The following is a 14,957-nucleotide window of genomic DNA, read 5'->3' as shown; positions in this document are numbered from 1 at the left end:
CGCCGTCGCTGCGCCTCGGGCATACGACACGGGGCAGTCGGCGAGGCGGTTCCGGAACCGTGCCCCAGGCACGGCTGTCGTCCGGGTACCGGCTGGCGTCCAGGCGCAGGGGTGCGGTTGTCTCCGCCGCCAGCCGCCCCAGTCCACGTACAGCTCGCGCGCTTTGGGGCAGGGCGTGGGCGCAGGTGATCAGTCGACGGTGGTCAGCAGCTGGCCCATGGACGCCAGCACGTTGGGGGCGACTTGGTAGTAGACCCACGTGCCTCGGCGCTCGGAGGTGAGCAGACCGGCCTCCTTGAGCTTCTTCAAGTGATGGGACACGGTCGGCTGGGAGACGCCGACGTCGGAGATGTCGCAGACGCACGCCTCCCCGCCCTCGTGTGAGGCAACCAGGGAGAACAGGCGGAGCCGCACTGGATCGCCGAGTGCCTTGAACATCGCAGCGGTCCGGGTGGCCTCGTCCGCCGTCAGTGGGCGCTCGGTGAGCGGTGGGCAGCACGGTTCCACGCCCGGAGCGGGCTCCAGAGGTAGCGTCTTGGCATTCGACATACGTCTATGTTGGCATGCATCGAAACAAGGTCCAGGGCTTGCGTGGCGGCCGTAAGTCTGGCGCAGCTCAGGACTCGCCCCGCCGCGCGGAGGGTCCAGTGCCGCCCGCGGTAGGCGCTTCATCGCCCGCACGGCCTGATTAGATGTGTGCCTATGTTGACATCTGTCGAAGTGGGTGTCATGCTGGGCTGGTCAACATAGATAGACATCAAAGCAAGGGGGGCCGTCATGACTGAGCCCGCCACTGCTCTGCCCACCGTGGTCATCGGAGCCGGTCCGATCGGGCTGGCCGCAGCCGCCCACCTCATTGAGCGCGGTCTGGAGCCGCTGGTACTGGATGCCGGCTCCACGGCTGGCGCGGCTGTGCGGGAGTGGGGTCACGTCCGGCTCTTCTCGCCCTGGGCCGAGGTCGTCGACCCCGCCGCCGAGAAACTGCTGGCCCCCACCGGTTGGGTTCGACCGGACGGTGCCGCCTACCCCTCCGGCGCGGACTGGGCCGAGCAGTATCTTCAGCCGTTGGCGGCTGTCCTCGGTGACAGGGTCCGCTTCGGCGCTCGCGTCACGGGCGTATCCCGTGTCGGCCGCGACCGCGTCGTGGACTCCGACCGCGAGGGCCAGCCCTTCACTGTTCACGTCACTCATGCCGACGGCGCCGAGGAGCGCCTCACGGCCCGCGCGGTGATCGACGCCTCCGGTACCTGGTCGACCCCCAGTCCGCTGGGCGGCGACGGGCTGCCCGCTCTCGGCGAGCGCGCGGCCGCCGACCGTATTTCCTACCGTGTTCCCGACCTCAAGGACCTGGCCGTCCGCGCCCGTTATGCGGGCAAGCGCATCGCCGTGATCGGCTCCGGCGCCTCCGCTTTCACCGCCCTCGCCTACCTGGCCGACCTCGCCAAGGAGGCCCCCGGCACACGCGCCACCTGGATCCTGCGGCGCGGCCTCAGCGGCTCCACTTTCGGTGGTGGCGAGGCCGACCAGCTCCCCGCCCGTGGCGCGCTGGGGCTGCGCGCCAAGGCCGCCGTGGACGACGGGTACGCCGATGCCGTCACCGGCTTCCGTACGACCGAAATCGAGAAGTCCGGTGAGCAGCTCATCCTGATCGCTGAGGACGGCCGCCGCCTGGAACCCGTCGACGAGGTCATTGCGCTCACCGGCTTCCGCCCCGACCTGCGTTTCCTGGACGAGGTCCGCCTCGGTCTGGATGAGCGCCTGCAGGCCCCGGTCGAGCTCGCCCCGCTGATCGACCCCAACGTGCACTCCTGCGGCACCGTCTACCCGCACGGCGTCAAGGAGCTCTCCCACCCGGAGCAGGGCATCTACCTTGTGGGAATGAAGAGTTACGGGCGCGCCCCGACGTTCCTGGCGATGACCGGGTACGAGCAGGTGCGCTCCATCGCCGCCGCGCTGGCCGGCGACCAGGAGGCCGCCGAGCGCGTGGAGCTGACCCTGCCGGAGACCGGAGTGTGCGGTGGCGCCGGGCTCTTCGACGAGCCGGAGGCCGCCGAGGCGGACCAGTCCGGCGGAGGCTGCTGCGGTGCCCCGACCACCCTCCAGATCGGCGTCGGCGCGCCCGCCCCCTCCGGCGGCTGCTGACCGCAGTGACCCGCCTCGATGCGACTGAGGCCGCGACCGGGACCGACGCCCGGCCGCGGCCCCGCGCCGCCCTGCCCGCGCTGTGCGCCACCCAGATCACCAGCTGGGGCATCGTCTACTACGCCTTCCCCGTCCTGAACCCGCAGATCACCGCCGCCACCGGCTGGCCGGCGGGCGCGACTACAGCTGCGTTCTCCGCCGCCCTGCTCGTCTCCGCCCTGGCCGGCATCCGCGTCGGCCGCATCCTCGATCGCCGTGGCCCGCGCACCGTGATGACCTGCGGCTCGGTCCTCGGAGCGGGGAGCCTCGTACTCGTGGCCACTGCCGCCAACCTCGCGGTGTTCGTGGCCGGTTGGCTGTTGGCCGGGCTCGCGATGGCCGCCACCTTCTACCAGCCCGCCTTCGCCGCGCTCACCCGCTGGTGGGCCCCGAACCACGTCCGCGCCCTCACCACGGTCACCCTGGCCGGTGGCCTGGCCTCCACCGTCTTCGCTCCTCTGACCGCCGCTCTCTCCGACCGCATGTCCTGGCGTGCGACCTACCTGGTGCTCGCCGCGGTCCTGGCCCTCGTCACGATCCCGGCGCACGCCCTTGCCCTTAAGGCGCCCTGGCCCCCGGCCCCGCCCGCGCCTGCCCACGCCGGCGGCAGCCCCGATGCAGTGGCCCGTAGCCGGCCCTTCTGGCTGCTGGCCACCGCCCTCACCGGCTCGGCGTTCGCCATGAGTGCCGTGGTCGTCGCCATGGTCCCGCTCCTGCTCGACCGCGGCTTCACCACCGCCCAGGCCGCCTGGGCCCTGGGCCTTGGCGGGGCCGGGCAGACCCTCGGCCGAACCCTGTACGCCACGCTCGCCCGACGCACCGGCGCCACGGTGCGTACGACGGTCCTGATCGCGCTCGGCGGCGTCACCACGGCAGCCCTGGCGCTGGTGCCCGGCCCGTACGGACTGCTGGTCACCTTGTCGGTCGCGGCCGGCATGGTCCGCGGCAACCTCACCCTGCTCCAGGCCACCGCAGTCACCGACCGGTGGGGCACCGCCGACTACGGCCGCCTGTCCGGTCTGCTGGCAGCTCCCACTACCTTCGCCACAGCCCTCGCTCCGTTCGCCGGCGCCGCGCTCGCCCTGCCACTGGGCGGCTATCCCCAACTGTTCACTGCCCTTGCCATACTCTCCGCCCTCGCCGCCGCCGTCGCCCTGGGATCCAGGCCGCGCCGGAACCGCGTGCCACAGGGGACAGATCACTGATCATGAAGCGCCACAGGAGTTGACCGGACCGATCTCCCCAGCCAGCCCGTCGGCGAGCGATCGGAGCGTGTGGGGCTGGCCGTGCCGCGAAGTGCGGACGGCTTAGCTGCGCGGGGTCGGTGGCGGGGAGTCGGCAGAGGGTGCAGGCGGGAGTTGCTGGGCCGTGTCCGGTTGGAATTGGCGGCGCTGCAGGTCGTACGAGGCTCGGAACCGGCCGGCCGGAGTCACGTCAGGATCCATGAGGTCCGCGAAGCTTCCGTACTCGGTGACCTGGCGGTCATCTAGGTAGTAGATGAGATCGGCGTGGCGGACGGAGTGGAGGCGATGCGTGATCAGGACGATGGTCTGGCCAGTGGCGGCCAGGTCGCGGATCTTGTTGAAGACGTCCTGCTCGGACTCGGCGTCGAGCGAGGTGGTGGGCTCGTCGACGACGAGGATGTCGCCGGCACGGTAGCGGGCGCGGGCGATGGCGAGCTTCTGCCATTGGCCGCCTGAGAGGTTGTGGCCGCCCTTGTAGCCGCGGGCGAGGAGCGTGTCCAGGCCGCGGGGCATGTCGTCGATGATCGGGTGGGCGTCGGCGTACTGGACGGCATCGTCGAGCCAGTCGTCGGTGATGGGCGCTTCGGGGCGGCCGATGGTGATGTTGGCGCGGGCAGTGAAGGGCCAGCGGTAGTAGTCCTGGCTGACGAGGGCGACGCGGGAGAAGAGGGCGTGGCGGTCGGCCTCTGCGGTGCTGACGCCGCCGAGGAGGACATGCCCGTCGTCGGGGAGGTAGAGGCCGGCGAGCAGCTTGGAGGTGGTGGTTTTGCCGCAGCCGTTGCGGCCCACCAGCGCCACGATCTTGCCGGCGGGGATGGTGAGGTCGAGGCCGCGCAGGGCCGGTTGGTCATCGCCGGGATAGGTGAAGGTGACGTTCTTGAAGCGCACGGACTCGATGCACTCGGGCAGCGGCGCGCCGCCTGCCGGAATGGCGCGCTCGGTGGCCTCGGCGCTGATCCGGTCGAGGTCGCCGACGAACAACGCTTCCTCGTACATGAAGTTGACCTGTCGCACAAGGTTGTCCAGAGCGTTGGAGCCGGTACGGATGGCGATCACGGCGGTTCCACCTACGGACAGGGCCATGACGCCGGTCCACAGCAGCCAGCCGAGACTGCCGAAGGTGATCAGCATGGCCAGTCCGGTGCAGCAGGCGGCGATCAGGCCGGTACGGGCGGCCAGACGTGCCAGACGGGCCTGCTCCTGCTCGGAGTCCTCGGCCATGAGGCGGAAGTGCTGCAGGAGGAAAGCGCCGATGCCGTGGACGCGGATCTCGGCCGCGGCCTCGTTGGAGACGAGCAGATCACTGATGAGACGGCCGGCGCGGGCGTGCTGCATCCAGGCGTGGAAAGACTGGTACCGCCGCCGGGCTACGGACAGCGATGCCCAGGCGCTGGGCACTGTCGTTAGCATGATCAGGGGCAGTAGGGCGGGGTGCAGGGCGGTCAGCTTCGCGTAATCGGTCGGCGGTGGTGCCGGCGGCCAGCAGGGCGGCCAGTACGTGATTGACCTGCACCATCCCCACCGCCTGGGCGGCACCGCGCCCGACCTCGGCGGCGACAACCCTGCGCAGCGCGCGGGCGTCGGCCTGATAGGCCAGCCGGGCGGTAAGGGCGAGGAGGCGCGGCAGGCGGAGCATCATCGTCAGAAGGCTCATCTCCAGGAAGGCGCCGTTGTGGCGCGTCCAAGCAAAATCCTCCCGTAACCGCCCACCGAAAAGCAGCCGTTCGGAGTCCGACATCTTCTCCTCGGCGGTGGTCACCGGCGTACCTCCTGTGTGTCCGTCGGCTGCTGGTCGTCCTCCAGGTACAGCGGGGCGTCCTGTGCCCCGGAAGCTGCCCGCACGGCGGCGGCCAGGAGCGGCGCGTTCGTCCTGTCCATCACCGCCAGGGCCGCCTTGGGCTCCCACCAGCCCCAGCCGAGCAGCTCTTCTTCCGGAACGCGGATGCGGTCGTAGTGCCGCGGGGAAACGGTGGCGCTGAACACAAAGAGGTGGCACGCGCGAGGATTGCTGTAGTTTCCCGGACTCCCGCTGGACAGCCACTGCATGACAAGGAGGCGGCCCACTTGGACCGGTACGCCGGTCTCCTCCCTGCCTTCCCGCTCACAGCACTGGAGCGGTGTCTCGCCGCCGCGAGGCCCGTCGTCGGCCTTCCCGCCGGGCATCACCCAGTGCTTCGTCCCAGCGTGGTGGACCAGGAGCACGCGCCCGTCCTCGCGCTGAATGAAGGCGGCGGCTGCGGAGGTGACCAGGGCTCGTTGCTGTGGAGGAGGCGTGGACTGCGGGAGTGTGGACGTTGGGTCATTCATGCGGTGATCACCTCGGGATCTCGTGGAGATGCAGTTGCACGTGCTGCGTCAGGCTTTCGATCTGACGGTCGTCCGGACGGTGTCCTTCGTGCTGCGGCGGCGAGCGGGAGGGACCTGCCACTCTCGGTCAGCGTTCGAGAGTGGCCTCCCGGGCGGCGCGTGACCAGATGGACTGCTGTCGGAGTGTGAACCCCATGCGGTTCCAGTGGAAGAGCACATGGCGTGCCAGAACGCCGCGCATGCCGAGGGTGAGTCGCGCCCGTCGTTCGCGGCGTCCGCAAGTGCGCGACCGCTGTGCTCCAGTCCTTGGATCCAGTCCCGTACGGGCGTGAGGGGGCCGTCCGCCAGCAGAGGCTTGACATCGATCAAGAGCAGGCGGCGCAGGACGCCCACCATGCTGCTGACCCGGTCCGGGGGCACGCCGTCTGGGAGAGGACGGCGTTCTTCTACCTGTCCCCACACGTCGCCCTGTTCGCCCAATTCCAGGCCCGCGGCACGCATCAACAGCGTCATCGCCAGGAGCGAGGTTGCCTTGGCGTCCAGCAGCGCTTCGCAACCGTCGCCGACGACGTGGAGGTATTCGAGGACACCGATGCTGTCAGTGTGGAACAACTCGTGCGCGATCTTCATGCCAACCGGACCGCCAAAGGCGACGGTCTCAGGCTCGTACGGGAAGTGGCGCCAGGCTGCGACTGCACCCCGGGCGACGGAGCCTTCGAGCGCTTCGGTGATGGGCGCGATGGCGTCCTCCCGGGTCGCCTGTGGGCTTGGACAGAGGCGGAGTCTCCAGCACGGGTACTTCCGGACGAACCACCAAGTGTCGATCGACCCGTCGCGTAAGGCGGGCACGAGGCAGGAGCGGAAGGTTCGTTCCGCGGTCGAGTAGTCGGTGAACCGGATGTTCAGCTGGTGCCATCCGACGGAGTGGACGTCGAGCGCGGCCCGGCCGGCGGCCCGGTAACGCTCGATGGACTCTGCGAGCCGTGCGGGGGAGGTACCCGCGAACCGGGCATCGTCCTCGACCGCCGCTCCTCCGAGGACAGCCAGAACGGCGTCTTCGGCCTGGTTCATACCGTGAGGAGGCATGGACCCGCCACTCACGCCAACAGAAGGCAGATGTCCCACTGCCCGCGAGGTGTGGCGCCGAGTTCATCACCGGCGTCCTGGAACGCAAGGACAGCCCGGCTTTGCCATTGAGGAACCCAGCCTCCTCGGGCGGCTCAACAGTAAGGAAGCGGCGCTTCACCAGGTCGAGTCGCTGATTGAACAAGGCCGGAACCTCCGCGTCCTCGGCGACCCGCTGGACGGTGCGCAGGAGGCCGCCGAAGCCGTGGCACAGGCCGCGGCCGTCGATCTGATTCAGCTGATCCGGATCGCTCAGGCAGTGCAGCAGGGCGCGCTCGGCCATCCGCTTGCGGTCGCCGTCACCCAGGACGATGGCGGCGAGCTGCTGGGCACGGACCACGCCGGGGGTGCCGTAACACCAGGACAGCGTGGCCGGCAGGGGCTGAGCGAGGCCGCGGTGGCTGACCCAGCGGGGCCAGCGAACGCCTCGGTAGCCGCTCTGACGGACGTGGTCGAGCCACCGGCAGACGTGGCGCATGGCGTTCCCGTGCCCATCCACCGTGATTCCCGCACGCATGGCCAGGGCCAGCAGAGCGAGCGGGCCCGTAATACCGTGCGCCATGCCCGCATTCGCGTGCCCGCCCGGCGTGACTGTCTTGTCGCTGGCCGGGGCATGGCCGACCCACCAGCCGGGCAGCGGTTCTCCCTCGGGCCCGGTCACAGGTTCGGTCAGGCGGACCAGGTACTCCAGGACGCCCTTCATCTCCGGGCCCTGCGGCTGTCGGCGCAGCAGGAGGGCTCCGATTCCGGTCAGACCGCGGAAGACGTCGTACTCGGCGAACTCGGCGTGGCGGCCGGCGTCAATGCGAGCGTGTGCGGCGGCCAAGCGTGACAGGGCATGCCCGGCCACAATTCCGTCGAGGGTGTGAAGTGCTCCGGCGTACCGGTCCGTGCCGTCGGCGGCCAGATGCAGGACGAAGGTCATCGCGGGGGCGCCGAGATAGAGGCTGGCGTCGGTACCGTCGATCAGCGGTGTGACGCGGGTCAGGGCGTGGTGCACAGCTTGCCAGTCGCCGGTGCGGCGGCGGGCCCGCTCGATGTGGAGCAGAGCCATGCCGAGGTGACCGTGAGCGAGGGACTGGCGGCCGGCCAATGAGATGTCAGTGGTCGGCAGGGCGGTGGTCACTGTGCGCCTCCTTCGCGGCGGATGCTCCAGGACTGAGCGGCTGCTCGGGCGATCCGACGGCAGGTCGCTTCGGCATCGCGATCGACGCCTGCGACGCGGTTGTGGTGCATGTGCAGCAGTGACGGCAGCACACTGCCTGCGGCAATGCCCGCAGCGTCGAGCGCTTGGCGGTAATCGACGAGCGCCGTCTGCCGCAGCTCCCACGCCTCCGCGACGGCTTCTCCTCCACTGAGGTTGCTGAGCGCGGATCGGCGAACACCCACGTCCGTCAACTGCACAGTGAGCGATTGGACTTGCCGTGGTGTCGGCTCGCCGTCGCCGCGCAGCAAATGCCGGAGCAGCCAGTCGTTCCCGGCTTGCCACGAACCGAGGAAGCCCGCAGCGATGTCCACAAACGATGCTGCGGTGACAGCCGACTGAAGATCGGCGGATATGGTCAAGGACATCTGCGCGAGGGCGGCGGTCGAATCGGCCACGAAGAACGCCTCAGCGGCCGCCAGGGCGGCCCCGGTGCCGTAGCGGCCCGTCTCCGGCTGGTCGGTGTCCCACTGCAGGCGTTGGACCAAGCCTTCCGCGCAGAGCTCCGCCGCCCACGCGGCCACGGTCTGCGCCGTGGCACCGAACGCCTCCGGTCCGGGTTGCCGCAGCCGCAGTCGCAGGTGCGGGTCGGGGTCCGCGTACCGAACGAACCATGCTTCGGTCGGCGCGGTACCGCCATGGCGCAGCAGACGGGGGAGGTGCGCGGTCAGAACCTCCGGTGCGCGAGCAGCGCTGCCGTACAGCTTGGCGTACGCCCACTCCGATGCCCCCGGAATGCGATGGGAGTTCCGGTTGGCCAAGACGGTGGCGTGACGCAGGGGCGCCGGAGCGGACTGCTGATCGGACGCGAACAGCATGGTCACCTCATGGGCCCGGCCGACCCAGCCGTACGAGCTCTCCTCCGGTGCCTCATGCAGCACGGCGGTGCCGTGCCGGCGCAGCTCGGCGCGCAGTAGTTCTTGATGGACGGGGAGATCAAGGTCGAGCCGGAGACGCTGATCGCTGCTGCCGACGTACACGGTGCGGGGCACCCCGTACTGGATCCGCCAGTTGGTGAAACGGAGCATCCAGTCCTCTCCGTCACCGAGGTCGCGAGCGTGCAAGCGCCACAAGGCCGCGGACAGGACGGTGCGTCCGACACGGACCGTGATACATGGCTGGGCCTCCTTCGAGGACTGCGGTGCCCGGGGCGGGCGGGACTCGTACCGCCCGCCCCGAGCAGAGCCCGGTCAGCCGCAGGTGCTGTTGGAACAGGCGGACTGGCAGGTCGACGTGCAACCGTCACCGGTGTCGTTCAGCAGGGCCTGCACCACGGGAGCGGATGCCACGGTCTCGATGTCGAGGTCGAAGTCCGACCCGGAGTCGGTCGTGAACGGCGTCCCCGTCTGCGGCTTGGTCGCGATCTGTGGTGCCATCTCGTCTCCTCGGTTGAAAAGAATGGGTAGATGTGCGGATCGTGCTGGTAGTGCCACCCGGCTACGACGCTGAAGTCGTCACGGCCAGGAGATCGTGACCCGCGTGCGCGGCCGGTCGATGACCCGGCCCGCGGGGAGTTGGTCGTCCGGCGTGTTCGCCGGGAAGACCTCGATGTGCGCCTGGTGGCCACGGTGCTCGCCGTTCCACTTCTGGATCTCGTCGACGAGGCGCTCGGCGACCTTCTGGGCGTCCGGCCCATGGCCGACCGCACCCAGCTCGTACCGGTCCTCCTCATCGGTCGCCCGGGACGTGCGGTAGGCGAAGCTTCCGCCGTCCACAAGCGTCGGAATGCCGATCGGAGAGGCGACGGCGACGATGCCGCGCTGGCGTGCTGCAGGCTTCGCAGCCATCAGGGGCAGATTGTCCAGGGCCGTGGTCAGCCACAGGTCCAAGTGGTCCTTCGGCTCCATCCCCCCGACCGTCACGCCCGACCACGCCTCCGTCCGCGGGCCGGCGAGTGCCGACCGCAGGGCCTCGATATCAGGAACGGGGTGGCCGTCCAGGCGCAGAGCGACCTCAGCGCCCTCCTCGTCGTGAAGGGACTCCAGACGCATCCGGTTCTCGCCGGCGCCGCGCATCGGCACGAAGCCGCACTGCTCGAATCCGTCGCTGACCAGGCGGTTGCCTTTCCGAATGAACGCGATGGTGCGAGTCATGCTGCGCATCCGCAGCGGCACGACCAGCCGGCCACCGTCCTTGAGTTGCTCGATCCAGGCGGGAGGGATGTCTGCCGCCTGCACCGTGACGATGATGCGGTCGTACGGCGCGTGGTCGGGCACGCCGGCCTCGGCGTCGGCCGTGACCACGGTGATGTTCCGGTAGCCGGTCTCCGCGACGAACCGTTCCGCGCGCTCGGTGACGTCGGGATCGATGTCCACGGTGACGACGCGTCCCTGCTCGCCGACCATCTCCGCGAGATAGGCGGCGTTCGGACCGCCGGAGCCGATCTCCAGCACCGTCATGCCCGTCTTGATGCCGGCCTGCTCGATCTGCATGGCCTGAACCCGCGGGGACGACACGGAGCTGATGTCCACGCCGTTCTCGTCGGTCTTGGTGATGGTGGCGGACTCTGCCTGATAGGTCTTGGCCGCTTCCACCTCGGGGGTAGCCAGATGCCGGGGAACGGCGCGGAATGCGGCTACTACACGGGGGTCACGGGCAGCCCCGAGTTCGATGAGCTGCTGCACCATCGCGTCGCGCATCTGCTGCTCGGTGGGAGTCTGTTGGCCGGTCTCAGTGGTCATGGCAGGGACGTTATCCACGTGTGGTCTCCTCTTCGGCGCTGCGCGCCGAGCACGAGTTGAGCGGATATTTCGAGGCGTCGGCAGGTGGGGTAGGGCTCGCGCGTCAGGGACTCTGCGTTGCCTCGCGCCGGAATGCGCAACCGAGTTCCGGAGCCTGTCGCCTCTCAGGCGGAGCATCACCGCGTTGCTCAGGCAGGTGGCCTGACCCACCCTGACCGCTCGTCCTGTCCTCATCAGTGGGGAGGGTCAGGGTGGGCGTTGATGCCGCCCTCTGCCGGGTTTCCTGGTGCCGGGCATTGGGGAGCCTGCGGTCCGCGGTACGTCCGGCAGGGGGCGGGGCTATGGGAGGGAATAACGCTCCTCTTGTTCCTGATCCACTATGTGGACCAACTCAGCGATGCAGGTCTCGCAGGCAAACATGTGCCCACAGCCCTTGGGGGTCCTGGCCGGCCCGAGCCACATCACAGGAATGCCTCGTCGACGGCAGTAGAGCTTGCAGCGGGGACCGACGACCCAGGAGTCGTGCACGCTGTCTTGCGGAGGCAGGGTTTCAACTCCAGCGGCACCCGGGTGCCGTTCCGGCATAGGCGGTGCCTGGGGTGAGGGCGGGGGCGTGTGCCGACGGTGCAGTCTCTCGCCGACGGCGAGCGCGAGCCGGCAAAGGGAGGGGGAATCGCGTACATCAGCCGATCACAGGGCGGTGGGGCGCTTCAGGAACAGGTCGCGGAATGCGGCGGTGAGAGTGGCCAGGTTCCGCATGTGTTCCCACGCCTGGTAGTGCGTGGTCTCTGCGGTGGGACGCTTCTGCAGGTCGAGAAGGTTGTGGGCGACCCGGTACAGGGCTCGTACCGCTGGGCGCTCCTTGGCCCGGAAGTCCACTGCCTCCATCAGCAGCCGAAGGTGCTTGTGCAGTTCCACCGTCCGGCCGTCGACGGTGTCCCGAGGCGGCATGCTCACGCCGGGGACAAGAGCGAGTTCGATGGTCGTATTGATCAGGTCGATGTCAACCTCTTGGTGCGCATCCAACCTGATCTCCGAAGTGGGCGGCTCGACCGCGCTCTTATGGCTTCCCATCACGTGCCGGCCTCCTTTCCTGTGAGCCACGGTTTGGCTGACACATCCAGGGAACCGCTTCAAGGCGCAGCGCTCCACGGCATCAATGCGGCACTCTTGATGCAGATCTGATGCACGGCTGCGCAGCATGGGTACGCCCGGACAAGCCGGGGAAGCGAACCGCAGTGGGGTTGGCTAAGCGGCGGAAAGCTCTGGGTTACAGTCAGGAAGGACTTGCCCACGCGCTCGGCGTGGACCGCACAACGGTCCAGCGCTGGGAGAACCACAAGGTTTCGCCGCAGCCGCCGATTCGGCCGAAGCTGGCGGAGCTGCTGAACATCGGCCTTGACGAGCTGGACGTCCTGGTGGCGCCGCCACCGCCTCCTGAGGAAGCCGCAGGGTTGCCATCAAGCGATGATCACCACGGCTCTGGGGACATAGACGACATGATCCGACGCGAATTCCTGCGCGCGATTGCCGTAACCGGCGCCCTGACCGCTTTGCCGCTGGATGAGGCTGAGGCCCTGGCCGAGGGAGTCCGCCGCGGGGCCTCCGCCGACTTCGCACGGATGAACAGTCATCTTTGGCAGGTCTACCAACTGGCCCGTTCCAAAGGTTCGGTGTACCCGATCGTGCGCGACCAGCTGACGTCACTCAACGGGGCTCTGGCCAACCGCTCGGATGCAGAAGTGCGGGCACTGTGCAGCGCTGCCGGCGACCTGTTCCAGCTTGCCGGCGAACTGTCCTTCGACGGGAACCGCTACACCGACGCAGCGGCTTCCTACATGCTGGCCGCGTCGGCGAGCAAGGACGCCAAAGCCTTCGATCTGTGGGCCTGCGCGCTGACCCGTCAGGCGTATGTGGACGTGTACGAAGGCCGGTACCGCGAGGCCGCAGACGTGCTGTCGGCTGCCGAAAGGGTCGCCAAGCGCGGAGACAGCTCCCTCTCCACACGCCACTGGGTGGCCGCCGTACAAGCGGAAGCCTTCGCCGGCCTGGGAGACCTCACAGCGTGCGAGCGAGCTCTCGACGAAGCGGAGGAAGTGCAGAACCTCGCCACCCCTGCGCATAACGGAGGCTGGCTGAGGTTCGACGGCTCTCGGCTCGCCGAGGAACGTGGAGCCCGGTACGTGCAGCTCGGCCGGCTCGACCTCGCCGAAACAGCGCTGACGACCGCGCTGAAGCAGGGCGCTCTCGCTCAGGGGCAGTCCTTCCGCCGGCGCGGTGCCGTGCTCACCGACCTCGCAGCGATCGGCGCGAAAAGGCGAGATACGGACCAGGTGATCACGTACGGCCGGGAGGCGCTGACCCTGGCCCGGGAATCTTCCTCCGGCTACGTCGCCCGTAGACTCCAAGGCCTACGAGCTGTGATCGGCCCCCTGGCCCGGGATCGGAGGATCGCCGAGCTGGGAGCGGAGATCAGCGCACTGAGCACGACGTGACGAGAGGGGCCAGCATGTCGCAGACCGAGGGCGCGCGACTGTTCCGTGAGGCGTGGATCGCAGGCGTTCACCAGCACTTCCCCGGCGAGCCGAAGGCCGGCTATGTGACGCCTTGGGAGGACACCCCTGACTGGGAGCGTGCAGCGGCTGGTGCCGTGTACGAGCAGGTGCGCCAGTTCCTCGATCTGAGCGGCGGCCACGCTTCGCGGCTGTCGCGCGAGCAGAAGGGGCGCTTCGTGGCGACGTGCTGGACGGCTCAGATGTACAAGCACTTCGAAGACCCCAAGCCGGGCTATGTCGCGGACTGGCCCGACCTGCCGCAGTGGCAGCAGGAGACCGACTCGGACATCTTCGAGGCCATCGAGAAGAGCTTGAGCTAAGCGACAACTCGCGTGGCCCCGGAGCCTCAGCGCATGGGCTCCGGGGCGACACGGGGAGTAATTGTCAAGACTTGTGGGTCGCTCGGCTCTCGCGCACCGTGCGTTCACATGACCCAAGAGCACATCTGCCCACCTGGTGAGTCAGGTGATACCGGTACAGAAAGCCGCTTGACTCTGTCATCACTGCGAGGCGTCGATCTGCGGTGATGCAAAAGCGCGAAGGTCGAGTGGATTGAGAACGGTCGGGGATGCCTATCTTCCCCCGTTGGTCCAGCTTTGGCGTAGCGGGGAATGCGGTGAGCGTGGACGTGTGTGGGGAGCGGGCTGACCGCCAAGTCAGCAGCCCCATGGGTGGCTGGCAATTACGGTGCAGCGTGGCTCCACCACGGCCTCAGCTGGCCTCATCGGGTTGCGACAGGCGGGGCGGCCATAGCCGCATGGGGCGCCAGCGGCGGCGCCGAGTCGATTGCGCGCGCTGTCTGAGCCGTTTCCGCTGAGCTACGGCTGGTCGTCCATGAGGTCGAGGTCGTTCCATGCCTGCTGGACCTGGCCGGACGCGCGGCCGGTTTTGGTGTCGGTGAGTTCGCCGAGGATCGCCTGGGTGACGGCGACCATGGCGGTGAGGGAGACGGTGCCCCTCACGCCCTCGATGGGCGTGAGGATCATGTGGTCGGCGTCCTCGGCGAGGGGGGAGGAGCGCAGGTCCGTGAGGACGCTGACGGTGGCGCCGCGTTCGCGGCCCATCCGGGTGAGGCCGCGCAGGGCGCGGGTGAGGCGCCAGACGTTGAGGACGAGCAGGCAGTCGCCCTCCTGGAGCCGAGTGATCTGAACGGCCTGGGTAGTGGCGGAGCCGAGGGCGAGCTGGATGTCGTAGCCCATGATGGTGCCGAGGTGGCCGAGGATGTGGGCGGGCCCGGCCCCGCTGCCGGAGCTGACGATCACGGTGCGGCGCGCGGTTCTGATGGCCTGGGCGGTGGCTCGGATCGCCTGGAGGTTTTCCTCGGTGGCCAGTGCGGTGACGTTGGTCGCGTCCTGGTGGAGCGCCCGGGCGGCTGCTTCCGGGGGACCAGACGGGCCGGGATTGCCGGAGACCACGGAGCTGAGGTAGTGGGCGCGCAGCTCCTGTCGGAGGTCTGTCCAGCCCTCGAAGCCGAGCTGTTGTGCGGTGCGGACCACGGTGGAGACATTTACCCCGGCCCGTTCGGCCACCTCGCGGGCCGAGGAGTACGTGGCGAACTGCGGCGCCCTTACGAGGACATGGACCACGCGCTCGGCCTGCGTGCCGAGCCTGTCGCGGCCCTCGCGCCCGGCAAGCCATTCCTCGATCGACACGCCGTCCT

Annotated in this window: 12 protein-coding genes and 2 pseudogenes; 4 read left to right on the top strand and 10 right to left on the bottom strand. The window is 69.0% G+C overall.

The annotated features are described in order from the left end of the window. Nucleotides 1–189 precede the first annotated feature (189 nt). Nucleotides 190–549, bottom strand: a complete 360-nt coding sequence (locus tag IF04_RS0103885) for an ArsR/SmtB family transcription factor (RefSeq protein WP_030250845.1) — start codon at nucleotides 547–549, stop codon at nucleotides 190–192. 228 nt (nucleotides 550–777) lie between these two features. Between IF04_RS0103885 and IF04_RS0103880 the strand changes: the two genes are divergently transcribed. Together IF04_RS0103880 and IF04_RS0103875 are read left to right on the top strand one after the other, a co-directional pair. Then, complete coding sequence (locus tag IF04_RS0103880; RefSeq protein WP_030250844.1) at nucleotides 778–2,142, top strand: NAD(P)-binding domain-containing protein; 1,365 nt, start codon at nucleotides 778–780, stop codon at nucleotides 2,140–2,142. Between the two features lie 5 nt (nucleotides 2,143–2,147). Next, on the top strand, nucleotides 2,148–3,386 hold the full coding sequence (locus IF04_RS0103875) for an MFS transporter (RefSeq protein ID WP_030250841.1): 1,239 nt from the start codon (nucleotides 2,148–2,150) through the stop codon (nucleotides 3,384–3,386). 102 nt (nucleotides 3,387–3,488) lie between these two features. Here IF04_RS0103875 and IF04_RS35480 read toward each other — a convergent pair. The 8 genes and pseudogenes from IF04_RS35480 to IF04_RS36445 form a co-directional block, all read right to left on the bottom strand. Beyond that, nucleotides 3,489–5,163 (bottom strand): annotated as a pseudogene (locus IF04_RS35480) (ABC transporter ATP-binding protein). A 17-nt stretch (nucleotides 5,164–5,180) separates the two neighbouring features. Continuing rightward, complete coding sequence (locus IF04_RS36450) at nucleotides 5,181–5,732, bottom strand: NUDIX domain-containing protein (RefSeq protein WP_078599809.1); 552 nt, start codon at nucleotides 5,730–5,732, stop codon at nucleotides 5,181–5,183. A 48-nt stretch (nucleotides 5,733–5,780) separates the two neighbouring features. Further along, nucleotides 5,781–6,803 carry a thiopeptide-type bacteriocin biosynthesis protein gene (locus IF04_RS35475; protein WP_245654264.1) on the bottom strand — a complete coding sequence of 341 codons (1,023 nt, stop codon included), beginning with the start codon at nucleotides 6,801–6,803 and terminating at the stop codon, nucleotides 5,781–5,783. A 259-nt stretch (nucleotides 6,804–7,062) separates the two neighbouring features. Next, nucleotides 7,063–7,911 (bottom strand): annotated as a pseudogene (locus IF04_RS37080) (lanthionine synthetase C family protein); the annotation flags it as partial. A gap of 68 nt (nucleotides 7,912–7,979) precedes the next feature. Further along, entirely contained in the window at nucleotides 7,980–9,173 is a 1,194-nt protein-coding gene (locus IF04_RS0103845; RefSeq protein ID WP_281179635.1) for a thiopeptide-type bacteriocin biosynthesis protein, read from the bottom strand. 78 nt (nucleotides 9,174–9,251) lie between these two features. After that, a complete protein-coding gene (locus IF04_RS35470) occupies nucleotides 9,252–9,437 on the bottom strand; it encodes an FxLD family lanthipeptide (RefSeq protein WP_037771720.1) in 186 nt (61 codons plus the stop codon). 78 nt (nucleotides 9,438–9,515) lie between these two features. Beyond that, nucleotides 9,516–10,742: a methyltransferase, FxLD system gene (gene fxlM / locus IF04_RS0103835; protein WP_030250830.1), complete on the bottom strand. Its 1,227-nt coding sequence runs from the start codon at nucleotides 10,740–10,742 to the stop codon at nucleotides 9,516–9,518. 690 nt (nucleotides 10,743–11,432) lie between these two features. Continuing rightward, entirely contained in the window at nucleotides 11,433–11,816 is a 384-nt protein-coding gene (locus IF04_RS36445) for a DUF6415 family natural product biosynthesis protein (RefSeq protein WP_157847598.1), read from the bottom strand. Between the two features lie 164 nt (nucleotides 11,817–11,980). Here IF04_RS36445 and IF04_RS0103825 point away from each other — a divergent pair, with 164 nt between their 5' ends. Together IF04_RS0103825 and IF04_RS0103820 are read left to right on the top strand one after the other, a co-directional pair. Further along, nucleotides 11,981–13,237: a helix-turn-helix transcriptional regulator gene (locus IF04_RS0103825; protein ID WP_030250822.1), complete on the top strand. Its 1,257-nt coding sequence runs from the start codon at nucleotides 11,981–11,983 to the stop codon at nucleotides 13,235–13,237. Between the two features lie 14 nt (nucleotides 13,238–13,251). Beyond that, nucleotides 13,252–13,617, top strand: coding sequence for a hypothetical protein (locus IF04_RS0103820; RefSeq protein WP_030250819.1), 366 nt, complete (start codon nucleotides 13,252–13,254; stop codon nucleotides 13,615–13,617). Between the two features lie 498 nt (nucleotides 13,618–14,115). Here IF04_RS0103820 and IF04_RS0103815 read toward each other — a convergent pair whose 3' ends face one another. Beyond that, nucleotides 14,116–14,949, bottom strand: coding sequence for a MurR/RpiR family transcriptional regulator (locus tag IF04_RS0103815; RefSeq protein ID WP_051830663.1), 834 nt, complete (start codon nucleotides 14,947–14,949; stop codon nucleotides 14,116–14,118). Between the last annotated feature and the right edge of the window lie 8 nt (nucleotides 14,950–14,957).

Source organism: Streptomyces violens (genome assembly GCF_000717745.1).
Classification (GTDB): domain Bacteria; phylum Actinomycetota; class Actinomycetes; order Streptomycetales; family Streptomycetaceae; genus Streptomyces; species Streptomyces violens.
This window is presented reverse-complemented; position numbering and strand designations above follow the sequence as displayed.

What these genes read in the sequence shown, in the direction of transcription:
- IF04_RS0103885 (WP_030250845.1), bottom strand. Translation starts at nt 549, where the DNA reads ATGTCGAATGCCAAGACGCTACCTCTGGAGCCCGCTCCGGGCGTGGAA.
- IF04_RS0103880 (WP_030250844.1), top strand. Translation starts at nt 778, where the DNA reads ATGACTGAGCCCGCCACTGCTCTGCCCACCGTGGTCATCGGAGCCGGT.
- IF04_RS36450 (WP_078599809.1), bottom strand. Translation starts at nt 5,732, where the DNA reads ATGAATGACCCAACGTCCACACTCCCGCAGTCCACGCCTCCTCCACAG.
- IF04_RS35475 (WP_245654264.1), bottom strand. Translation starts at nt 6,803, where the DNA reads ATGAACCAGGCCGAAGACGCCGTTCTGGCTGTCCTCGGAGGAGCGGCG.
- IF04_RS35470 (WP_037771720.1), bottom strand. Translation starts at nt 9,437, where the DNA reads ATGGCACCACAGATCGCGACCAAGCCGCAGACGGGGACGCCGTTCACG.
- fxlM (WP_030250830.1), bottom strand. Translation starts at nt 10,742, where the DNA reads ATGACCACTGAGACCGGCCAACAGACTCCCACCGAGCAGCAGATGCGC.
- IF04_RS36445 (WP_157847598.1), bottom strand. Translation starts at nt 11,816, where the DNA reads ATGGGAAGCCATAAGAGCGCGGTCGAGCCGCCCACTTCGGAGATCAGG.
- IF04_RS0103820 (WP_030250819.1), top strand. Translation starts at nt 13,252, where the DNA reads ATGTCGCAGACCGAGGGCGCGCGACTGTTCCGTGAGGCGTGGATCGCA.